The sequence below is a fragment of the Halomonas sp. IOP_6 genome (assembly GCF_021151565.1).
Lineage (GTDB): Bacteria > Pseudomonadota > Gammaproteobacteria > Pseudomonadales > Halomonadaceae > Vreelandella > Vreelandella alkaliphila.
In genome coordinates, this window is the sequence record NZ_JAIRBO010000015.1 from 1 (window position 1) to 23,024 (window position 23,024).

Below are 23,024 nucleotides of genomic sequence, written 5' to 3' on the forward strand. Positions count from 1 at the left end.
TGAGCCATGATCAAACTCTTCAGTTTAAAATCATTGTGATGCTTACTCGTCACTCGAAAACGTAATGTTTACGAACAACAAAAGCGCATCAAACTTGGCTCAAGGTTCAAACGAATTCATTTCAATTTACATTGTCATGACCGCTTGCCTTGATATTTGGTGATTTATCACCCTCATCGGCAAGCGCTCACATGAATTACCTGATCAAATTGTTAAAGAGCTATCGAATGGCGTTGCCGTTCGATGTGGGGCGTATTCTACTCATTTCTATTTATTCGTCAACACTTTTTTATCTTGTTGAATGACCACCTAGAAAGAGGATATGCGACTACTTGAGAATACCGTTTGTCTAGTAGGAACTTCATTACGGGTAGCGACCAAACCTATGCTGGCCGACGGTGAAATGGGAAGCGATTTACATAAGCCATTATCAACACGAGGTCGGCGCTTCTTTCATACCAACTCAAGACGTTGCAAAAGTTCTTGGCGACGTGACTCATCAACAAACGCTTCTTCGATTGCATTACGGTTCAGCATGCGGAACACCTCCGCACCCCAGCCAAATGCTTCAGCACAGGCAACATGATTTGTCAGCAACCCACCTCCAAAATAAGCCGGGTCGTCTGAGCTAATTGTCACCTTAAGGTTTTCTTTCAATAACTGGGGAAGAGGGTGATCTCGAAGATCATCAACCACTTTCAGACTGACATTAGACAGCGGGCAAACCGTTAGTACGATTTGACGCTCCCTGAGCCGTTTAACCACTGCGTCACTTTCGAGGCAGCGAACCCCATGGTCAATTCGCTGAACATCGAGAAGATCCAGTGCTTCAGCAATATATTCAGCAGGCCCTTCCTCTCCTGCATGGGCAACACGCACCAAGCCAAGTTCTTTGGCTCGCGCAAACAGTGCCTGGAACTTTACCGGGGGATTATCACGCTCTGCGCTGTCTAAACCAATTGCATCTAAAAACTTCCAGTATGGAGCAGCGTTTTCAAGCACGCTGAGCGCTTCTTCAGCCGGACGATCACGCAAAAAAGCCATAATCACACCAACAGACAGATCAAGCGTTGCCTCTGCCTCTTCTTTCGCATGAAGCAATCCCGCCATCACAACGTCAAGAGGAATACCACGCTGGAGATGGGCCTGAGGGTCAAAATGCATATCAATGTGCACTACCCCTTCCCCACGAGCACGCTTGAAATAATCCATCGCCAAGTCATAAAAATCCTGCTCTGTACGCAGCACGTTCATGCCTTGGTAATAAAGATTTAGGAACCCCTGTAGGTCATCGAACTCGTAAGCTGCTTTTGCCTCTTTAACCGTAGCATAAGGAAGCTCAATACCATTTCGCTTGGCAAGTTCAAACATTAACTCAGGCTCTAGTGAGCCTTCGATATGCAAATGAAGCTCTACCTTAGGCAGCTGAAGAAGAAATTCATGCATACGAAACTCCTGTCATTAGGATAAATTATTTCCAACATTATCAAGAGTATCCGTATTTAACTTCCCCCCAGCAAGTCGCCAGTGATAGTTAACGCCAGGCAGCAACGACGGGCATTCTACTTGGTGAATAAAATAGATCGCTGTTCGACCAGTGAGCCAATGATCAAGAGATTTAGCAATATGCATAGCGGTGAAGGCATCCACACCGGCAAAGGGCTCGTCCAAAAGCACGACTGCTGGGTCACGCAAGAAAATACGAGCCAATGCTAGTCTTCGCGCCTGCCCTCCTGAGAGCTGCTGCCCCTTTTCGCCGACTTGGGTCATAAGCTGATTTGGTTGCTGCTTTACCCAATCCTTTAGGGCAACTTGAGAGAGAGCTCCCCACAGTTGATCATCGCTTGCCTCAGGGTTCGCGATACGCAGATTCGCCGCTAACGATCCATCAAAAAGATCAATCTGCTGCGTGAGCAAAGCAAAATTCTTGGCACGGCTTTCCACAGTAACGTTAGAAGGCGCACAGTTGGCAACGTAAACCTGCCCCTCTGAAGGCGATATTCTACCCATAACAAGGTTAGCCAACGTTGACTTGCCTGCCCCTGAGATACCTGTCACTACTGCTCGCTCTCCGGCAGGCAAGGTAAATGTAGTCTCAGACAGCACCGAATAGGCTGTTGCGGGATAACGAAAAGAAACATTCTTAAACGCCACTGAATGCCCGTGAGAAGCATTAGGCAAGGCCAACGACGGCGCTTCAGTCATTATGCTGCCCAGTGCATTTAATCGCCGAGCAGCGCCATAGCTAGCACCGACTTTTAGAAAGGCGTTAGGCAGCGTAGTGAATACTTCATTTATACCCAGCACAGCGATAACCACCATAACAATGATGGGCCCCGACACGTGACCAGCCTCTACAATGAAGCTGCCCAGCCATAATACGCCCAACAACAACATACCGGTCACCGCTAATACTAACGCATTGCCAATGGCCGACTTATAAGCAAGCTGACGCTGATTACTTAGCGCCTGGTCTTCGTGTTGATTAATCCGTGTACGGTACCAAGGGTTGGTCTGGTAACTCATTAGCTCAGCCGACGCTTGTACTTGATCAAGCACTAGACGGCGTAACTCTTCTTGGTCGCTAACTTGCTGGTGGCTATTACCAAACCCCAACCATGCATAACCAAGCGTCACTACAAACCATAGTACGCTCAACACAGCGGCTATCAAACCACCCAACACTGGCACCCAAATAGCGATAAAGCCAGATATAACAAAGATGCTCAACAGCCCAACTAACGGAGGGATAAGCAAGCGCAGATACAAGTTGTCAAGCGTATCAATATCCGACGTTAAGCGACTTAGCCATTCACTCGCGCGGCGGCGCTTAAGGGTTGCTTCATCCAACCTTGTTAAATCGCCAAACACGCGGTAGCGCAAATCAGCTAACAATGTCAGTACGGTATTGTGGTTGTAAAGACGCTCCGCGTAACGCGCCACCGTTCGCAGCAGTGCAAAAAAACGAATACCGCCACCGGGAACATAAATATCCAAAGTAACGGGCAACCCAGCTGCCAACGCTATGCCAGCCAACGCACACGCGGCAATAAACCAACCAGAAAGCCCTAACAGTGCAAGACCTGCCAGGAGCGTCACCAACGCTAATAATGCACCTATAAAAAAGCGCTGACGACGGCGCAGCATTATGAGCAGCCAGGGTTTCATATCGCGATAAAACTGACTCATACCGTCGCCTCAATAAGCTGGCCAGCTTCACAAGTAAAATGGCGATTAGCAACAGCCACCACCGCAGAGTGATGCGTTGCAATAACTAGCGTACGGCCTTCCTTTGCCCAATCCAACAGTGCCTGAATGACAGCCTTCTCAGTGATAGCGTCTAGGCTTGCCGTCGGTTCGTCTAACAAAACCAGTTGCGCCTCGCTAAGGTAGACACGCGCCAGCGTAAGACGTTGCGCTTGGCCACCAGACAGTCCGACACCACGCTCGCCTACGAGACTTTCCAGACCATTAGGTAGCTGGAATAACAACTCACCCAGCCCTGCCCGTTGCAGTGCTCGTACCATTGACGCTTGGTCAGCCTCAGGAGCGGCTAAGCGCAGGTTATCGGCAAGACTTCCCTGAATAATGCAAGGCGTTTGATCCAGCCAGGCGACCTGACCACTGTGGCGATACCGGCACTCACCGCTGCTAGGCATCATAAAACCAGCCATTAAGGCTAGGATGGATGATTTACCGCTACCTGATTCACCGGTAATAGCAACCACGTCACCACGCCGGATGGTAGCGTTCAGGTTGGACAAGACCGTGGCACGCCCCTCATATCCAACACTAGCCCCGCAAAACTCAATAACTGCATTCTCCGAATGAGGCACTGACGTGGCTGAAGGGACCAGATCTGGCTCGTTGAGTATTGCCACGATACTTTCAGCTGCCCCTAATGCTGCTGCGCGGTCATGATAGTGCTGGGATAGCGTTCGTAGAGGCTGAAAAAACTCTGGTGCCAGCAATAAAACGGCTAGCCCAGTGAAGAGGGTTAGAGAAGAGGATGGCCCATAGTCGATATAACCAAGTAGACCAAAACCGACATACATGGCCACAACTGCAATCGCCACGGATGCAAAAAACTCAAGCACCGCTGATGATAGAAACGCTAGACGCAGCGTGCGCATACTTAGTCGTCGATAGTCATCAGTGGCATACCAAACATCTTTTTGTGCTGACTTGGTATGGCCAAACAGCTGGAGCGTCGTCATCCCTCTAACTCGGTCTACAAAGTGAGCCGACAAACGCGACACGGCCATGAATTGATCACGATTCAAACGCTCAGCGCCCATGCCTACCAACGCCATAAATAGCGGGATAAGTGGTGCTGAAAGCAATAAAAAAATGGCCACGAGGTAGTCCAGCCATCCAGCAATGCAAAGGATAAGTAGCGGTAAGGCGACGACAATCCTCATCTGAGGATAAAAACGCGCGAAATAACCGTCTAACGCGTCAATATGCTCTACCGCCTGATTCGCTATCGCCCCACTCTGTTGGCGAGTAAGCCAAACGGGCCCAAGCATCGCCACTTTATTTAGCAACTCCTCTCGCGCATGCTGGCGAATACGAAGACTTGCCTCTGCACTACTGGCTTCTTGCATTGCTTGAAGTAGTGAGCGACACAGTACCACTGCCACCAACCCCAAGAAAAAAACTGTCAGTGATGCCGGTGAGCGACCATGAATTACAAGCTGATCAATGCACCATGCAAGCCCCACCACTAGTAAAACCGTAAGCCCCCCTGCAAGCACGCCACCTATTGCGGCTAGCGTGAGCTTTTTGTGCTCACGCCGAGCAAGAGATTTCAACCATGAGCGTGAAGTTAAGGGTATTACCTGATCTGATTGAGAGGTAGCCATAAGGTTAGTGGCACTCCGCACTTGATGGTCGCGCCTTGCCAGCAATGGATACATCCAAGCTAAAGACAACTGCACACACCTTTGTCCAAAATAGCGAAATACGGTCCCAAGCTGGGTTTTGGGTTTTAAAGAAAAGCCCATGGAGTAATGCTATATAGGAGACCAGCCCGATAGTAAAAACTGGAAAAATTGCATGGAAATATTCCACAAAGGCGAACTGAATTCGCGATAGCACGCAGAGGGCAAGCTCCATCACACTCTCCTAAGACCTGGATAAGCATCCCACTGCGGGGCCACACAAGCTTAGTTAAGCCTTACTGGTGCTGCACTTTAGCAATGAGCATGGGCTCTAGGCACGATGCAGCAACACAGCAACTAAGCCTGAGATTCGAATGTGTTGTCATTTGATGCTGTGACAAACGTTATACACTACTAGCGCTTCTTCAAAACTGTGTCGCATTGACGCAGTTAGGACATCACGACGATGCTAACCATGTAGCCAGTGTAAGCAATGAACATAGAGAGCAGCATGCCACCCTCGATACGGTTTATACGCCGTGGGCGACCCCGCCAAGAGAAAGCAAAGAACACCATCATGAGGGTCATAAAAGTCATGACGCTCCAGTCACGAATTAGCACTTCGCGCCCTACTTCAATGGGTGTAATAAGGCCTGCAAGACCTACCACAGCCAAACTGTTAAACAGGTTAGAGCCTACGACATTACCCAGCACCATATCATGCTCTTTGCGCCGTAAAGCGCTGATAGAGGAAGCAAGCTCTGGTAAGGACGTTCCTATTGCTACGACGGTTAAGCCAATAATTAAGTCACTAACCCCAAAAGCTACCGCTATTTCGACCGCCCCCCACACTAAGATGCGCGAGCTAGCGATTAACAAAACTAGTCCAACTAACGTCCACATAAGCGCCTTGCCACGGGACATGGCTTTACTATCCAGCGCTTCTGAAACTTCACCCACTAGCGGATCATCTTGCTGCCCTCGTGAACGAACAATACTAACCCCGATAAAGAGCGCCAACGCGCCTAGCAGTAAGACTGCTTCTCCACGAGAAATCCAACCGTCATAAAGCATATAACCCGTCAGAAGCATGACACCTATCAACAGTGGCATCTCCTTGCGGATCACACCGGAGTGCACCGCTAAAGGAGCTAGTAACGCGACAAAACCTAAAACAAGGCCAATATTAGCGATATTTGAACCATATGCGTTACCTACCGCTAAACCAGGATTTCCTTGCATGGCCGCCAACACTGACACCATCATTTCTGGTGCAGAGGTGCCAAAACCAATAACCAGCATGCCAATTAATAGAGGCGATAGCCCTAACCACCTAGAGGTAGCTGCAGCACCATCGATAAATTTCTCGGCGCTCCATACGAGAAGCACCAATCCCAAAACTACAGCCAAAAAAGGGAGCAACATTATTTCATTTCCTTAATAACGTAATGTTAGGCACTATCATTAGGCACCATTGCCGAGGCATCCTTGTCTAACTAGTTGGTTAGGTCAAGTGCTGTTTTGGCGGGGCGAAGATAAATCTCGATTTGACAGTAGTATCTGCCCACCGTACTAATTTGGATTCCTCAACGTATTGAGAATTTGCTGTTGCCTCATTTTCAGTTTATTAAACGACCTTCTTTGCAGGTGAACTCACCACAGGTCGACTGCCATCCTCCCGAAACACGCGCCCAGCGTAGACGCTTACGCGCCTGTCACGAGTGTGACTGGGTTTCTGCACTCCCTCCGCTCGGCTCCGGAGAGAAAGCATCCTGCCCACGCTGTTCACATGTGCTGGTAAAGCGACATCGTTATCCTGCTCAGAGAAGCATGGCGCTAGCGCTTTCATCCTTGATAGCACTACTTGCAGCAGTGTCATTTCCGTTTGTGAGCTTTAGCATCAGCGGCATTGGTAATCGTATAGAACTTTCACAGACAGCCACTACGCTCATCTCTTTTCATCAGCCTGTTGTCGCTATCGCTGTCATTATGACCATTGTTGTGCTGCCCGCTATTTATCTAATCGGCGTGATCTGGCTTCAGTTTGGCTTACTTCGCGGCCATCCAATGCCGTTTAGTCGGGACATCGCTCGTTCACTAGCGAGGCTTAACCCATGGATGATGGCGGATGTCTTCATCGTTGGGGCACTGGTGAGTTTGATAAAAATAGCTGGCATGGCACAAGTTGAATTAGGCATCTCCTTTTGGGCATTCAGTGTATTTGCCATCCTCTTACTGTTAACGACACAATCCATTGATTCAGATTGGATGTGGTTCTCTTTAGAGAAAGAACCCCTCGCGCCAGAAGGCACTCTTACAGGAACGACAGCAGCAAGCCAGGGAGTAACCGGCTGCCCAACTTGCGGCCTAATTAATCGCCTTAGCGAGCATGGCACGGGGCACTGTCGGCGGTGCCAAGAAAAGCTCCACCCACGATTACCACACAGCCTACAACGCACCTGGGCACTGCTTTTTGCAGCAGCGGTGATGTATATCCCTGCTAATGTATACCCTATTATGACCACGACTAGCTTAGGGCACTCATCACCCTCAACGATCATTGGCGGGGTTGTCCAACTGGTTCAAATGGGCTCCTGGCCCGTGGCCGTGGTTATCTTTGTAGCGAGCGTTATTGTTCCCGTTGGCAAGCTAGTCGCATTGATTTGGCTCTGTATGGTTATAAAGCATAGCAACGAGCTAAACGCACAAAGCCGAACTCGACTTTATCGGCTGACTGAGTTTATAGGCCGATGGTCAATGGTTGACGTATTTGTGGTTTCAATATTAGTAGCTCTGATTCGCGCGGGGTCTTTAATGTCAATTACACCAGGGCCGGCAGCGCTCGCGTTTGCCGCCGTCGTTGTGTTCACAATGTTAGCAGCCATGACGTTTGATCCGCGCTTAATTTGGGACACACCAACTCCTCGCTCTACACGCCGTAAAACGGCCACCAAGGAAACTGTTGATGGCTAATGATTCAACACCAAATAAAGCCGATACCAACGACAACAACGATTTACATCGTGCGAAGTCATCACCGCAAACACGGCTCTCTCCGATTTGGATCGTGCCAATCGTTGCTGTTGTGATCGGACTGTGGCTTGTCTACGACAACTACGCCAGCCGAGGCACGCTCGTTACACTAACAATGGACAGCGCGGAAGGTATCGAAGCGGGCAGCACGCTTATTCGCAGCCGCAATGTTGAAATAGGCAGAGTCCAAAACGTTCGCTTATCTGATGATCTTTCCCACGCCGTTATGACCGCCCGCATCCAACCAGAAGCGGAAGCTATGCTTAGGGAAGATAGCCGATTCTGGGTGGTAAAGCCGCGCATCGGCCGCGAGGGCATTAGCGGGCTGGGCACGGTATTGTCGGGTGCCTATATTCAGCTAGAGGCAGGTAAGTCTGATGAACCTGAGCGCGAGTTTACGGTAAGTGATACACCACCGGTTGCCCCAGCTGGACAGGCTGGTTTGCAAATCAGCTTAGTCAGTCAACTGGGTAACTCACTTCATATAGGCGACCCTGTTTCTTACCAGGGCTATACCGTAGGACGAGTTGAAGATACTCGGTTTGACGCGGAATCTCGCACAATGCACCACCAAGTATTTATTGAAGAACCCTACGGCCAGTTGGTAACGGATAGCACTCGATTTTGGACATCGAGCGGTGTTGATTTTCAACTAGATGCTGATGGTGTACGTGTCAACGTGGAGTCTCTTGAAGCGTTACTGGGAGGTGGCGTTACGTTTGGCGTGCCAGAAGACTTGCCGATGGGGCAACCCGTAGAGCCCAATGCACGCTTTAATCTCTATGCGGATGAAAATACTGCCCGGGAAGGAACCTTCAATCAGTATTTAGAGTACGTGCTATTGGTTGATGATACCGTTCGCGGGTTATCGAAAGGTGCGCCCGTCGAATTTCGCGGAGTAAGAATCGGTACGGTTGCGTCGGTGCCCTGGAATTTTACCGCTCCACAGCCCGACTCACGTTCTCAGTTTGCCATCCCAGTGCTGATTCGAATCGAGCCTCAGCGACTGGGCATTGAGAATGCCGACATCGACATAGAACAGTGGGACTCGCGCTTTAAGCGCCTTTTCGGCTTAGGGCTGCGTGCATCACTCAAAAATGGCAGCCTATTAACGGGTGCACTTTTCGTTGATCTTAATTTTCAACGCGACTTGGCTGATGAATATGTCGCCGAAACGTTCTCCGAGCGGACAGTATTCCCTACCGTCGCTGGCGGCTTTGCACAGATCCAAGCGCAGATAACCAACCTGCTTGAGAAATTAAACGCGCTTGAAGTTGAGCCATTACTTGCAGGTTTAGACCGAAACTTACAAGCATCTGAAAGTGTGCTCAACGAGATACGCCAAGTAAGCACTTCCATCAACCAGTTGCTGAATGATCCCGATACTCAGGCAGTGGGCGGAAACGTAAATGCGACTCTTGAGGAGCTACGTAACACCTTGCAAGGTGTATCGCCATCATCTCCAGCCTATCAGGATTTAACAACGGCTATTCAACGGCTGGATCGCTTAATGCGCGACTTACAACCACTTACTCGCACATTAAATGAAAACCCAAGAGCGCTTTTATTCGACAACCTGGATACTCAAGATCCCGTGCCTCGCGCACCACGCTAAGAAGGAGCTTACTATGCGCTGTAAGGCAGTCCGCTATTTATCACTATTTGGCCTTTGCATTCTGCTAAGCGCTTGCGCTAGCAGTGTCACACCACCCTCTCGCTACATGCTACCAAGCGAAAATGCAGTGAGTTCACCAAGCCAGCCGATTGGCACACTGCAGGTGCGATCACCACGTTTAGCACACTATCTAGATGTGGACGGTATCGTCATGCAGCTTGATGACATCACCCTAAATGAAGCCCGAGAACACCAATGGGCGGAAAGTATTGGACGCCAATTAGAACGTGCATTGCGTGCTCAACTATCCCAAGAGCTCGCGTCCATTCAGGTCGTTCATGCTGATGGCAATGCACCTGAAGCGCTCACATTACTACTTGAAGTTGATCAATTTCAGGGGCGGCACGATGGGCGAGCGGTCACCAGTGGCCAATGGCAGTTACGCGGCGCGGATAATAACCTACTTGCGCTAAAAAGTTTTTCTGCAGAGACCGAGCTACAGCAGGACGGCTACCCTGCTCTCGTTCGCTCACTTGGCGAAAGTTGGGATAAGGTGGCCCTGCAAATCGCCAATGAGATCCGCGAAGGAAATTATTTTCAGATGTGACATCAGTAAGGCATCCAACCGCTATGTTAAACGCTGAAATGAAGTATCCATGATATACTAAAGGGGTCATCTTTCAGCATCACCACGTCACCCCCGATTCGAGCCAATGTCTATTTCACCGTCTTGATCGGCAAAAAAATGACCATCGCGGCATCGTGCTTTATCTGGCAAACTTCGCTGCCGCGAAGGTGTACCATCCTCGCTTTTTGAACATTACGCTCAGTAACGACGGCGCCAAGCGGCGTCACTTACTAAGCGATTGCGGAGAACGCATGAGCTTTTCTGAACTTGGTCTGCACGACGATTTACTACGCGCGGTTACCGCGCAGGGCTATACGCAGCCTACCCCTATTCAACAAAAAGCTATCCCCGTTGTACTTGAAGGTCGCGACATGCTCGCCAGTGCCCAAACTGGCACAGGCAAAACCGCTGGCTTTACGTTACCCATGTTACAGCGGTTAGCGAATGGAAAACGTCCCGGCAAACGCCAAGTACGCGCGTTAGTGCTCACGCCTACGCGCGAGCTTGCTGCCCAGGTAGGCGAAAGCGTAACCGCTTACGGCAAGCACCTCTCTTTACGCTCGCATATTATTTTCGGCGGTGTTGGCCAACAGCCACAAGTGGATGCACTCAAAGCGGGGCTTGATGTATTGGTCGCCACGCCAGGTCGGCTACTAGACTTGCATCAGCAGGGCCACGTGGATCTATCGGCCGTCGAAATCCTGGTGCTCGACGAAGCTGACCGCATGCTCGACATGGGATTCATCCATGATATCAAGCGCCTATTGCGTTTAGTGCCAAAACAGCGTCAAAATCTGCTGTTCTCTGCAACATTCTCCAACGACATACAATTATTGGCGCAACAGTTGCTCAACAATCCCGCGTTAATAGAAGTCGCACCTCGCAACACGACCGCTGAAAAAATTGAGCAAACCATTTACCGAGTAGATCGTGATAAAAAACGCGAGCTGCTGGCCCATTTAATTCAGCAGCATGGCTGGTTTCAGGTACTCGTTTTCACACGCACCAAACATGGCGCAAACCGCTTAGCAGAGCAGCTTTCTAAGCAAGACATACCTGCCATGGCCATCCATGGCAATAAGAGCCAAGGGGCTAGAACACGTGCTCTAGGTGCTTTCAAAAGCGGTGATTTGCAGGTACTTGTCGCCACTGACATTGCCGCTCGCGGGCTAGATATCAACGAACTTCCCCATGTCGTTAATTTCGACTTACCCAATGTGGCAGAGGACTATGTTCACCGTATTGGACGTACCGGCCGAGCGGGCAGCGATGGAGAAGCAGTTTCGCTCGTATGTGTCGACGAACACGGTTTGCTGAGTGGGATTGAGCGTCTTATCAAGCAAAACCTGCCTAAACGTATCGAACCCGGTTTTGAACCTGATCCCAACGCCAAGCCCGAGCCGATTGAAAATGGCCGCCGTGGTCAGAAGCAGCCCCGCGCCAAGCGTAAACCGGAAGGACAAGCAGCCAATACTGGCGGTGAACGTCGTCGTCGCGCCCGTCGCTAGCCCTTTGCTTAGGAATATGCGAAGGTTATCGCTTCGCGTATTCCGCTGGTACAGCTTAACTTATTCATGGAGTGATTATGGCGTCGTCTCAACTTATTAACGATTACCGCCAGTGGCTTACCTTTCAACGCCAGGAGCAACTAAGCCGTGAGCACCAAGGTATTTCACAGCGGCTAGAGGATGCCCGAGCATCGGCTGGGCAGGTACTGCAAGCGTATCGCAGCATGGCAGAAAAAGCCTCTACAGAGGGCGCTTGTTATCGCACTCTTTTCTTACGTGAACGTAATGATAACGAATCGCTACCCTGTGAAGGATGGTTATTTGTACGACGGGTACTTAGCGAAGAGAGCAGCACGCGAGTACGGGTAACGTTACTTGAAACCTTTACGCTGGAAGACGGCATTATTACGCCTGGGGATAAACCTGCACGTAAATTAACCCTCGAAATCTACGACAAGCTGAATATTGATAAAGGGATGCGTACCGAGGTGCGCGTAGACTGCTTAGACACGCAGCAAGATTATCATTTCATTACCCTGCTTGATGCGGTACGCGGCGACTTACGCCCCCACCTCAAGTAAATGCCAGCATGGCTTCTCGTCGCACATACACCTTTATTGTTCTGATGTTCGTAGTAGGGCTTAATTTACGCCCTGCTATGTCATCAGTTGCGCCTCTGCTTTCCCGACTGCAAGAAACTGCGGGATTAAGCCCTGCATCAGCGGGCATTTTAACCACATTACCCGTGCTTTTTTTAGGCTTGTCAGCCCCACTTGCTCCCCTATTGGCTAAACAGTTGGGCAGCGAACGGGCCCTGAGTAGTGCACTGCTTTTATTAACCTGCGGTTTAATCTTAAGAGGCATGCCAGTGCCTGGCGCACTTTTTATTGGCTCCGCAATGGCAGGCAGTGCGATTGGCCTTGCAGGCACCCTTCTACCAGCGCTTGTTAAACGAGAGCTGCCCCACAGCGCCGATCTGCTGACTGGTTTATACACCATGGCGTTATGTTTCGGCGGTGCATTAGGCGCTGGTCTTAGTGTTCCGCTAATGCAATGGTTAGGCAGCTGGCAGTTGAGTCTAATGAGCTGGTCACTGTTAGCATTAGTAGCCCTGGCACTATGGATGATCAGCATGCCAACGGCTCAACACACCCCGCTCAACCCAAGAACCTCTGCTTCGCTCGCCCAATTAATGCGTAAACCACTCACGTGGCATGTCATGCTGTTCATGGGCATTCAGTCTTCCATGGCTTACATTGTGTTTGGTTGGCTGCCCACCTTATTAGTCTACAGAGGTTATGATGAAGCTGCGGCCGGCTGGACAATGGCCATCTCAATCATGTGTCAGCTAGTTTCAGCACTGGGCGCACCTTGGCTAGCCCGCTTAACCCACGACCAACGCCCTGCCTTACTGCTAGTCCTTTTTAGCACCGCACTAGGGCTTTGGATGTTGCTTATTGCGCCATTAGCCTGGAAGTGGCCCGGCGCGGTACTTCTGGGCATTGGACAAGGCGGCAGCTTTAGCTTAGCGCTCAGTCTGCTGGTGTTACGAACGGCTAACTCACGTCTTGCGGGGCAGCTTTCTGGCTTAGTACAGGGTGGCGGCTATACGTTGGCAGCGCTAGGCCCATTTGGGGTTGGTCTAATGCTGCAAGCCGGAGCAGAGTTAGCCCACATAGCATGGCTGCTTATTCTGCTAATTGTTATTTGTTGCGGATTTGCCTTATTGGCTGGGCGTAACCGCCAATTAGACGATCATAGTGGTGAGTTGTTAGTACATCGCGGTTAGCAGTCGCACATGGCAATACCTGCCTCAGTTTGCAGCACCTGCTTCAATAGCATACTGAGCCACGGACACTTAAGCACAGGCACTTAGGCACAAGTACTTAGACACAAGTACCTAGACGCTACGATTGAGAAGCACCCCTTTAGATTCGCCCAATTCAGGAAACGGCTATGAGCATCACTTCTCCCCTGGCAAACGCCGCCCCCACTCAAGAGCGTGTACTGGTCATCTATACTGGCGGCACCATTGGCATGCAGCCAAATGTAAAGGGACTAGCCCCAGGGGGGAACTTTCAAGATCGCATGGCAGACGCACTAAGCCAGCTTCCTATACTGCACCAACATGCCCTTCCCGCTTATGACGTGCTTAGTTATGCGTCATTGATCGACTCAAGTGCAGCGACGCCGCTGACTTGGCAACAGATTGCCAACGATATTGCAGCCCACTTAGCCAACTACCGTGGATTTGTCGTTATCCACGGCACAGATACCCTAAGCTGGACCGCGTCGAGTCTTGCCTATCAGCTACAGGGGATTGACCGCCCGGTTGTATTAACAGGCTCTATGCATCCTCTTGAAATGATTGATAGCGATGCGATCGGCAACCTTTACGGAGCATTAAGGTTTGCTGCAAACGTTGAATTACAGGAGGTGGCGATCTACTTTTCAAATCGCCTTCTGAGGGGTTCACGAGCGATTAAACAGCATACAGAATCCTTAGATGCATTTATCTCACCAAGCTATCCCTGTATCGGTGAACGCGTTGGCGAAGACTTCATTTATTACCCAAGTCGAGGTTTAGGATTTCAACAACGCGGCGCGCCCCGCTTTGAGCTTTCAGACTATCAAGCCGTCTCCGATGGCGCCGTTATCAGACTAGCATTGTGGCCCGGCATATCGCCTTGGCAATTGGAAGCTCTGCTCGGTGATTCGCGCGTAAAGGGGGCTCTACTGCAGCTTTGGGGAGCAGGTAATATACCCAACGACCCTGCACTCATTGATGTCATTGCTAACGCCAGTGGCGAAGGAAAACTGCTGGCCGCGATTAGCCAGTGCCCCCAGGGCAGCATTCATATGGGCGAGTACGCAGCGGGCCATGGCCTAGCAGAAGCGGGCTTACTGTCTGGAGATAACATGACGCCGGAAGCCGCTTTCACCAAACTCGTTCACCTATTGGCTCAACCCCTTTCCATGGACATTCGACGCCAGCGATTTTTAACGTCACTTGTCGGCGAGCGCTAAACGCCGCACGTCGATCAATTCGCACTGGCGTAGTCACTTATACACGCTATGTTTAAACATACGTTAATAACCAAAAAGGAAAGCAGCGTATGGAACGGCCTGTACACCATTTTAGCGAGCTATTTGAACAGCTCGGGCTACGCTCGGATGCAGAATCCATTGAGCACTTTATTCAGCGCCACTCCCCCCTACCTAAAGAAATGCCACTCGCAGAGGCTCCCTGCTGGAACGAAGGCCAAGCTGATTTTCTTCGTGAGGCCGTGGAAGATGATGCTGACTGGGCCGAAGTTGTCGACCACCTTGATGCCTCGATGCACAAACGAGCTTGATTGCTGTTAAACATCTCTTTGCGCGCCGCTCACTAACGGCGCCAATGTAGCCATTAACTATTGAGGCGAGCTTCAACGCGCTCAAGAATTTGCCTGCTCACTTTTCCCACTAATGGCTTTGCAGCACGGTTCACCGCTTTTTCCACCAATCGATTACGGATTTCATAACTCAGCGTAAGTGATACCTCTGTCCCCTCCGGCACTTCACGCAATTGATAACGACCTTGATTTTTAACGCCTTCCAATGATTCCCATGCCAGCACATAAGGTGGCTTGATCTCGGTTACTGCCACATCAAATGACCAATCCATACCCACCGCGTGGACATGCCAGCGATAACGGTTATCGCCTAAGGTATCAATTGATCTAATCAGATCAGAATAGTCAGCAAAATCTTCAACTCGACTCAGCAGTTCAAACACCCTTTCAGGCTGAGCATTAATAATTTCGCTATGTTCTATGGTGGCCATGGATTCATCCCTTACGACTAGAAGGATTAGCTTAGCATGTTGACCCATGCACATACCGAACGGAAAATGGTACCAATTGCCGCTACCACTGGCCAGGCAAGCCCGCATTGCGTAAACTGCCGTCCTTCCGGACCGGACCCCGGAATCTCATTTAGCGCGACGCTAAAGCACTCAATAAATTCTCCGGCCAATGAGTAATTATTATGTCGTTACCCCCTACCTCTGGCGCAGACGCGTCATCTACCGTTGTGATTTATTCCGGCGGCATGGACTCCTATACCGTTCTTCACCGCGCAATTAAAGAAGGGCTCGAGGTTCATGCGCTCTCATTTGATTATGGCCAACGCCACGCCAAAGAACTGGACATAGCGAAAGCAGTTTGTAAGCAGCACAATATTCCCCATCAAGTCGTTGATATACGTGCTATTCACGGTTTAATTGATAACTCAGCGCTGACCAACCCAGATATATCAATGCCTGAGGGTGACTACGCTGCTGATAACCTCACTACTACCGTTGTCCCTAACCGCAATATGATTCTGCTTTCGTTAGCCATTGCTAAGGCAGTTAATATCGGGGCGGGGCGTGTCGATTACGGCGCCCACGGCGGCGATCATATTCTCTACCCTGACTGCCGCCCTGAATTTGTTCACGCAATGAATCAGGTCGCTGGCATCGCTAATTTTGAACCGATAACGCTGCATGCACCTTATCTAGCAACGAGCAAAGCCGATATCTTACGCGATGGCTTAGCAATGGGCCTGAACTACCGTGATACCTGGACCTGCTATGAAGGACGCCCACTGGCTTGCGGCAAGTGTGGCAGTTGCCGTGAACGGCTGGCGGCGTTCGCAGCCAACAATACTTCAGACCCACTGGCGTATGAATCTACCCCTGCACAGGTTACCGGCTGATGTATCACGTCAAAGAAGCCTTTTATACCTTGCAGGGCGAAGGTGCACAGGCAGGCCGCGCCAGCGTATTTTGCCGCTTTAGCGGCTGCAATTTGTGGTCTGGGCGTGAAATCGATCGCGCCAGCGCAAAATGCTCCTTTTGCGACACCGATTTTGTCGGTACGGATGGCATTAACGGTGGGCGCTTTAATACAGCACGTGAACTCGCTGAACACATTAAAGCCCTTTGGCCAGTTCATGCTGGAAGAGCAACGCCCTACGTGGTATTCACTGGCGGTGAGCCATTACTCCAACTTGATACCCCGCTGATCGCGCTACTACACAGCGATGGATTTGAAGTGGCCGTTGAAACGAATGGAACGGTCATACCACCACCAGGAATTGATTGGCTATGTGTTAGCCCTAAGGGCACTAATCCACTGGTGGTCACCCATGGCGATGAGTTAAAGCTGGTTTTCCCACAATCTGCAGCGCCACCCACTCAATTTGCCAATTTGGACTTCAACCACTTTTTTTTGCAGCCGATGGACCACGGCATAGCGCAGAGAAATCACGCGACGGTTCAGGCAACCACCGAGTATTGCATGGCTAACCCCCAGTGGCGGCTATCGCTTCAAACGCACAAAATTGCAGGATTTGAGTAATGGCGTTATTTGTAAATCGTCTCAGCCATATTGATGTTTCACTGTGGTGCCCTACAAAAGGGTTGGTAGGCTGTAGCTGGCAAGTAGATGCTCAACTGGATGGGGAGCTAGGCGAAGACGGTATGCTTTTTGACTTTGGAGAAGTAAAGCCGTGGATAAAGCGCACACTCGATAGTGGCCTAGACCATACGCTGCTCGTACCTATCAACGCGCCCGGCATTAAGGTTACTGACTGCGCTGAAGGTATCTGCATTAGAACAGCGACTCCTTACGAAATGGAAGTTCGCGGGCCAGCCCAAGCATTTACCTTGCTCCCCTGGGATACCATCACTGTTGAGCGTGTCACCCACTATTTAAGCTCACAGCTGACAAAGCAAGAGCAACGGCCAGCCAATGTCCACAGTGTCACACTAACGCTTAGTGACGAGCCTATAGACGGCGCTGCCTATGGCTACACTCACGGACTGAAACGGCATCTCGGCAACTGTCAGCGGATTGCCCATGGCCACCGCTCGCGCCTGTTTATCTGGCAGCATCAGGCACGTCAGCCAGCGCTTGAGCAGCGCTGGGCAGCATGGCTGGATAATCGATATCTGCTTGAAAAGGCCGACATTGAAAGCCAGATTGATGAAAAGCTGACCTGCCGTTACCAGTCTGCACAAGGCACATTTTCGATCACGCTGCCTCAAGAACGCTGCTGTGTACTGCCCAAGCCGACAACCGTCGAGAATATTGCTTTATGGCTTGCCAAGAGTATTGCAGAGCACAGCGGCCATAAAACACTGGTTCAGGCATTTGAAGGAATTGATAAAGGCGCAACGGCAGAAGCCTCGCCATGAGTAGTCACGTTTTCGCAACAGACACCGCCGCCTGCCGAGCAGGCTGCGGTGCTTGCTGTATTGCACCGTCGATCACCTCTTATATACCCGGCATGCCAAATGGCAAACCGGCGGGCGTTCGATGCGCACAGTTAAGTGATGACAATCTATGTAGGTTATTTGGCGATCCTAGTCGTCCTGCCGTGTGTGAGCGGTTCGACTATGATGCTGATGTGTGTGGCGAACACCGAGAAGAGGCGCTCGCCACACTTAACTGGCTGGAAACAACAACTCGTTAGTCACCCAATCAGGTTTCGTTTTCAACACTTACCGCGTGGGGCAACCGTCTATCAAGCAGGCTAACCCAGCGAACAAGCACTGGCGCATCGCTATGGCTCACTTCACTTAATAAGCGTCTAAATGCCTCTTTGGCCTGCAAGTCGTTTGGTGCAATACGCGTCAACCAAAGCTCGAGCGCTGCAAGCTCCTGATGGCGATTGCCATGCTCACGGGCCTGATTAATGGCCATTTCAGCCAGCGCTTTCACTTCATTAGCAGGGTGACCGAGCAAATCACGCACTTTAGCTAACTGGGTTGCCAACTCAGGTAAAAAGAGCGTTGTGCGCTCCTTGGCAATGACCAGACACTGATCCAGATAATCTTCAGCCGCTTTTAACTCGCCAAGCTCAATACACGCATCTGAGTACCACAGGACCGGACGCTGATAGCGATCACGCCCATTCAGCTCTGCCATCTGATCCAGGCTGTCCCGCACCTGCACCAAGCCCCCCTGATCGCCCGCAAGAGCTCGCTGCCAGCCAAGAATCCCCTGGGCAGAAATCTGCCACAGTTGCAAATCGGGCGTACCCGTCATTGCAGCAGCACGCTCAGCGTGTCGTGCTGCTAGATGTACATGGCCAAGCTGCCGATAAAGAGCGGCGGAAAACATCAACGCCATGGCAAGCGTACCGGGATGGCCAATTTTTTCAGCTAATCGGATGGCGGAAGAGATATGCCGCTCTGCGCGTTGGTAGTCACCACGCAAGCAGAGCGCCCAACCTTGGAAAGAAGCCGCGGTTACTTGCGGGTGATCAGAGAATGGCAGCCATTCAATCATCATTTGCGCATTGAGCGGGTCAATTTCGTCCAGATGGTCATGCGCTTGCTGAATGCGTCCAGCCCAGTATTCGCAATGCGCCCGCGCATAATCTGCCAGCCTTTGGTAGCGCGGATCTTCTAAACGCCCAGCAATGTCTGCCAGCGTCGAGGCAAGCGCAAATGCATCGGCGTGGGCATAGCGCTGACTTCGGCCAACCCATAAGCCCCACTTAACCAAAAATATTTGCTCAAGGTCTTCGGGATCTTCCGTGGCGGCGCCACCCGACTGGCGGAGCAACTCCCTCGCACGCACGAAGCTCTCATGCGCAGTGGGCGAACCATGTCCCTCTAAGGCGAAGGCCGCTTGGCCTCGCACGGTCAGCAGGCTCACTTCGCGCTCAACTTCATGATCCACATGACGCAGGCTAGCAAGTCCGAAGTCTGCCATGCGCAGTGCCGTACGGTTAGCACTCACCTTGAGGGCTTCCCGTGCGGCCAGTTCAAAGTAACGAGCACCCCTGGCGTAATGGCCACTGCGGCGTAGGTGGGTTGCAAAATCACCTGGGTGGCGGCTAATCCATACAGGGAAGCGCTCTTCAATCAGCGTGACTACCTGCTGATGAAGCTTAACGCGCACGTCCCTAGGACATGAAAGATAAGCGGCTTCTTGCAGCAGTTGGTGGCTAAACTGATGCTCCGGCTCGCCCCCGTCTTTATCCACTGGTTCGATAATTTCCAGTTGACGCATGTGCTCAATTGCTTGGGACAGCCGCGGCTTTTCCCAACCACTGCACTCTTGCAGAAAATCAAGACGGAAACGCTTGCCTAATACCGCCGCTACGTGGGCAATTTCCCGATCACCTTCCAACTGGTCAATTCGGCTAGCCAGCAGTCCTAATAGCCCTTTGGGCAGCTCATCAAACTGTACACTGCGACCTTCGCGGCGATCCATATCTAAACGCCGACAAATCTCTTGCATATACAGCGGCACCCCGTCGCAACGCTCAATGATTTGATTGCGTAGCCGCGGGCTTAAATGAATGCGATACCGGCGGGATAACTGAGAAAGCAAGCGAGACGACTGCTGCGCATCCAGCCTTCCAAGCGTAATTTGCTGATCCCAGTGCAATTTGACCGGCAGTGACTCTCGGCCATGGTGACTGGCGACCAGCATAAAGGCAGTATTGATCGGCAACCGAGCTTGTAGCCCTGCCAACACCTTGAATGAAGGTTCATCAAGCCATTGCAGATCATCAATCATTAGTACCAATGTCCGTGAACTGGCCAGATGATCGATTAAGCGGTGTAACAGCTTTACAACTAGCTCAATAGCCTCACCATTCTGAGTTAACTGAGCAACTTCTTGAACATCACGCACACCGAGCGCTTCTTCAAGCAGTTGCTGACGTTCATCCTCCAGAGGCTCTAAGGAGAGCGTTTCTTGCAGTTGGCGAACAGCTTCACAAGTTGGCGTAGCTTCAACATACCAAGCGAGTAGAGTACGTGCGACACCGTAGGGCTCTAGCACCGATAGCCGCGTCGTTGGCTGCCAACAAATGGCAGCATCACGACTCAGTTCTAACTGGCGAAAACCCACCATTAGCGCAGATTTACCCATCCCGGATGCACCACGTACTAGCACGCTCTGGCGCAAGCCAATGCCTGCCCTCGCCAACGCGTCTCTTAGCGTGCGTAGTGATGTTTCTCGACCCACTAAACTGGGAGGTAGCGCATCCCTACCGCCCTCATTCACTCCCAGCACTAACGCTCTCAAGCGGACGCGGCCATCGCTAGCCACTAAGCGAGATACCAACCGCGGCTGCAAATCAAGTGCAGGCGGCATGTGCTGGCTGGCTTCTTGAGAAATTACCAACTCGCTACCTTCTGCGGCACTCATTAACTCCAGTGATACTTGGGTTACTTGGCCAAGCGGGTCAGCTAGCTGACGTTCAGGTAGATAAACCACTCTTCCGCTATTAAGACCTGCGGCGAGCTCAAATTTTGGAGGATCACCGTCACCGACCCAGTGACGCTGGGACTCTAAAGGCAACGCCAGGCGGCAGTGTTCATAAAGTGCAACCAGCTCTGCCAACTGATGAGCCGGACCATGGGTACCAAAGCAGGCCAAGCCAAGCCCACCTGTTGCGCCCGGCAACCAGAAGCCACCCAAGTGATGACACTGCTGTTCTAACCAGCGCAGTAGCTCTAATTGAAGCGCCAAACAGTTCCGAGTAGCCGCGCGATCTTGCCAATCACCTTGTAACTTAAGCCGGATAGCCATCACAGATAACTGGCGCAGCTCAATTTCATCTTCGCGAAGAGGCTTACTATCCGCGGCCAACACGCGCGAAAAAGCGCCTTGCGGGCTCAATACACGCGGATCATGGTGACCATCTGACCAATAATTAGCTAACTGTAGAAAGCTCGGTTCGGGCTGCTGTCCAGAAAGTGCTAACAACTGTAAATAGCTGTTGTACTGTTCATGGGCAGCAGCCATCTGATTTTGCTCAGCCAACTGACGTACTAGGCGCTCATGGAATGGTCCGTAGCCAGAAAAGCGGCTGACTAAACCTTCCAATAAATTGTCAGGTACATCGGAGTGGGCATCTAACACCTGCTCAGCGAAACGGATAACACGCTGACGCCACTCGTTGCGCACCTGAACTAACCAGCGCTGAAATTCGCTGCAGTTGGCAAGCTGGAGTTCTTCTATCAAATCCCCCTGATAACACGACATCACCTCTTCAAGGTTCGCCAAATCTCGAGGGCCTTCCAACAATTGCTGTAATTCGTGCAAGTCAACCCGCCAGTGGGCGGGCAACTGAAAAGCGATGGTCTGGCGAGATACGTTCAACACTTGCTCGGCATTGTCCCCCATCGACTGACGCAGACAGTGAAGCGCATGACGTAGGTTGGTTCTGCCCGATGACAGCCCCTGGTCTGGCCAAAGTAACTCTGCGAGGGAAGCTCGGTTGACCGGCTGTCGGTGCAGCAACAAATAAACGAGCAGCGCTTTTACCTTGTCATAACTGAAGTGCGTCAGCACATCTTCTCCTTGTGATAAAGAGAAATGGCCAAACAGGGTCAGTTGGTCTGTCTCACGAGCATCGCGCATGATACATATCCTACCTAGACTAGCGGTGGCTTAAGCAGGCACACCGCTATGAAAACGAAAAGCCGTATCTGGCGAAGTAATCAACTCCGCTTCACGCGCCACAAAAAAGGCGATTCTGTCATCTATTGATGCCGATGTTTGCTGTCTTGCAAGCAGCAAATAGTCTTCAAAGTGACGGCCTTCTGACTTCACTAACGTGCGATAGAACTTGGCAAGCTCTTCATCTAAATAAGGAATTAAGCGCGCAAAGCGCTCGCAGCTACGTGCTTCAATGAGCGCACCAATAATTAACACATCAATTAAACGGTCAGGATCATTGCTACGCACATGCTTGCGCAAGCCTTCGGCATAGCGTGACGCAGTAAGGTGACTATACGCCACGCCTCGCTTCTCCATTAAGCCAACTACCTGCTCAAAATGCAGTAGTTCTTCTCGAGCCAGCTGCGACATCTTGCTTAATAGTAACGGCTGATCAACGTAACGATAGAGCAAGCTCATTGCCGTTGAAGCGGCTTTTTTCTCACACTGAGCGTGGTCAATAAGAAGTATCTCTGGGTTATCCAGCGCCCATTGCAGCCAAGCATCAGGCGTTGAGCAAGCAAGAAACTGATGGAGACATTCTGGCAGTAAATCATCCGCTTGAAGCGCATGACCTACAGGTTGCAACATATTTAATTGTATCGACATAACACCATTACCAAGCGCTTATCTCACTATTGTACAACATATAAACGCCCTGGGCGTTTGTTCCCTGCCATTACGCTCGCTGTTGAAAGAGCCGTAACAGCACTTTTTATATAGCACATATCTAATATAAAATTACGCTTATATTGCAGCTCCACACCACAATACCCGCGATTCAACTGCCGTAGTGATAATAATACGACGAAATAATCAAACAGTATGGTAACGCGGCATCACAATAATCACACGTGCCCTCAC

General features: G+C 50.9%; 19 protein-coding genes and 1 pseudogene. 12 read left to right on the forward strand and 8 right to left on the reverse strand.

Annotated elements, in window-relative coordinates; genetic code table 11:
• Positions 1-453: 453 nt before the first annotated feature.
• The 5 genes and pseudogenes from K7H08_RS17695 to K7H08_RS17715 form a co-directional block, all read right to left on the reverse strand.
• Positions 454-1,446, reverse strand: coding sequence for an adenosine deaminase (locus K7H08_RS17695; RefSeq protein WP_038483855.1), 993 nt, complete (start codon positions 1,444-1,446; stop codon positions 454-456).
• A 15-nt stretch (positions 1,447-1,461) separates the two neighbouring features.
• On the reverse strand, positions 1,462-3,189 hold the full coding sequence (gene cydC / locus K7H08_RS17700) for a thiol reductant ABC exporter subunit CydC (RefSeq protein WP_231658641.1): 1,728 nt from the start codon (positions 3,187-3,189) through the stop codon (positions 1,462-1,464).
• Positions 3,186-4,865, reverse strand: a complete 1,680-nt coding sequence (gene cydD / locus K7H08_RS17705; protein ID WP_231658642.1) for a thiol reductant ABC exporter subunit CydD — start codon at positions 4,863-4,865, stop codon at positions 3,186-3,188. The genes cydC and cydD overlap by 4 nt, the downstream gene beginning before the upstream one ends.
• A 49-nt stretch (positions 4,866-4,914) precedes the next feature.
• Positions 4,915-5,118: pseudogene (locus K7H08_RS17710) on the reverse strand (cytochrome ubiquinol oxidase subunit I); the annotation flags it as partial.
• A 215-nt stretch (positions 5,119-5,333) separates the two neighbouring features.
• Positions 5,334-6,308 carry a calcium/sodium antiporter gene (locus tag K7H08_RS17715; protein WP_038483840.1) on the reverse strand — a complete coding sequence of 325 codons (975 nt, stop codon included), beginning with the start codon at positions 6,306-6,308 and terminating at the stop codon, positions 5,334-5,336.
• A 201-nt stretch (positions 6,309-6,509) separates the two neighbouring features.
• Here K7H08_RS17715 and K7H08_RS17720 point away from each other — a divergent pair, with 201 nt between their 5' ends.
• The 8 genes from K7H08_RS17720 to K7H08_RS17755 all read left to right on the forward strand — a co-directional run bounded on the left by K7H08_RS17720 (position 6,510) and on the right by K7H08_RS17755 (position 15,023).
• Entirely contained in the window at positions 6,510-7,856 is a 1,347-nt protein-coding gene (locus K7H08_RS17720; RefSeq protein WP_038486739.1) for a paraquat-inducible protein A, read from the forward strand.
• The gene (gene pqiB, locus K7H08_RS17725) at positions 7,849-9,531 is read left to right on the forward strand and encodes an intermembrane transport protein PqiB (RefSeq protein ID WP_231658643.1); all 1,683 of its coding nucleotides are present in this window, start codon (positions 7,849-7,851) and stop codon (positions 9,529-9,531) included. The genes K7H08_RS17720 and pqiB overlap by 8 nt, the downstream gene beginning before the upstream one ends.
• Positions 9,532-9,544: 13 nt before the next feature.
• Positions 9,545-10,138 (forward strand): PqiC family protein, encoded by a 594-nt coding sequence (locus tag K7H08_RS17730; protein ID WP_038483834.1) that lies wholly within the window; start codon positions 9,545-9,547, stop codon positions 10,136-10,138.
• Positions 10,139-10,410: 272 nt separating this feature from the next.
• Positions 10,411-11,667 carry a DEAD/DEAH box helicase gene (locus tag K7H08_RS17735; RefSeq protein ID WP_089038216.1) on the forward strand — a complete coding sequence of 419 codons (1,257 nt, stop codon included), beginning with the start codon at positions 10,411-10,413 and terminating at the stop codon, positions 11,665-11,667.
• A 77-nt stretch (positions 11,668-11,744) separates the two neighbouring features.
• Positions 11,745-12,248 (forward strand): hypothetical protein, encoded by a 504-nt coding sequence (locus K7H08_RS17740; RefSeq protein WP_038483828.1) that lies wholly within the window; start codon positions 11,745-11,747, stop codon positions 12,246-12,248.
• Between the two features lie 8 nt (positions 12,249-12,256).
• Entirely contained in the window at positions 12,257-13,456 is a 1,200-nt protein-coding gene (locus K7H08_RS17745; protein ID WP_120387017.1) for an MFS transporter, read from the forward strand.
• A 167-nt stretch (positions 13,457-13,623) separates the two neighbouring features.
• A complete protein-coding gene (locus K7H08_RS17750) occupies positions 13,624-14,694 on the forward strand; it encodes an asparaginase (RefSeq protein ID WP_120387018.1) in 1,071 nt (356 codons plus the stop codon).
• Positions 14,695-14,783: 89 nt separating this feature from the next.
• Complete coding sequence (locus K7H08_RS17755; RefSeq protein WP_038483819.1) at positions 14,784-15,023, forward strand: DUF2789 domain-containing protein; 240 nt, start codon at positions 14,784-14,786, stop codon at positions 15,021-15,023.
• Positions 15,024-15,076: 53 nt separating this feature from the next.
• Here K7H08_RS17755 and K7H08_RS17760 read toward each other — a convergent pair whose 3' ends face one another.
• Complete coding sequence (locus K7H08_RS17760; protein ID WP_038483816.1) at positions 15,077-15,493, reverse strand: SRPBCC family protein; 417 nt, start codon at positions 15,491-15,493, stop codon at positions 15,077-15,079.
• A gap of 203 nt (positions 15,494-15,696) precedes the next feature.
• On the opposite strand from K7H08_RS17760, the gene queC reads away from it, so the two are divergent.
• Genes queC through K7H08_RS17780 form a run of 4 tightly spaced genes read left to right on the forward strand, consistent with a single transcriptional unit; the run spans position 15,697 to position 18,168 of the window.
• Positions 15,697-16,407 carry a 7-cyano-7-deazaguanine synthase QueC gene (gene queC / locus K7H08_RS17765; RefSeq protein ID WP_038483813.1) on the forward strand — a complete coding sequence of 237 codons (711 nt, stop codon included), beginning with the start codon at positions 15,697-15,699 and terminating at the stop codon, positions 16,405-16,407.
• Positions 16,407-17,051: a 7-carboxy-7-deazaguanine synthase gene (queE, locus tag K7H08_RS17770; protein WP_231658644.1), complete on the forward strand. Its 645-nt coding sequence runs from the start codon at positions 16,407-16,409 to the stop codon at positions 17,049-17,051. Before queC ends, queE begins: the two co-directional genes overlap by 1 nt.
• Positions 17,051-17,890: a 6-pyruvoyl trahydropterin synthase family protein gene (locus K7H08_RS17775; RefSeq protein WP_038483809.1), complete on the forward strand. Its 840-nt coding sequence runs from the start codon at positions 17,051-17,053 to the stop codon at positions 17,888-17,890. Before queE ends, K7H08_RS17775 begins: the two co-directional genes overlap by 1 nt.
• Positions 17,887-18,168, forward strand: a complete 282-nt coding sequence (locus K7H08_RS17780) for a YkgJ family cysteine cluster protein (RefSeq protein WP_084183702.1) — start codon at positions 17,887-17,889, stop codon at positions 18,166-18,168. Before K7H08_RS17775 ends, K7H08_RS17780 begins: the two co-directional genes overlap by 4 nt.
• Before the next feature lie 8 nt (positions 18,169-18,176).
• On the opposite strand, the gene K7H08_RS17785 is transcribed toward K7H08_RS17780, so the two are convergent.
• The gene (locus tag K7H08_RS17785; RefSeq protein WP_231658645.1) at positions 18,177-22,082 is read right to left on the reverse strand and encodes an AAA family ATPase; all 3,906 of its coding nucleotides are present in this window, start codon (positions 22,080-22,082) and stop codon (positions 18,177-18,179) included.
• 30 nt (positions 22,083-22,112) lie between these two features.
• On the reverse strand, positions 22,113-22,769 hold the full coding sequence (locus K7H08_RS17790) for a tRNA-(ms[2]io[6]A)-hydroxylase (protein WP_095604116.1): 657 nt from the start codon (positions 22,767-22,769) through the stop codon (positions 22,113-22,115).
• Positions 22,770-23,024: the final 255 nt, after the last annotated feature.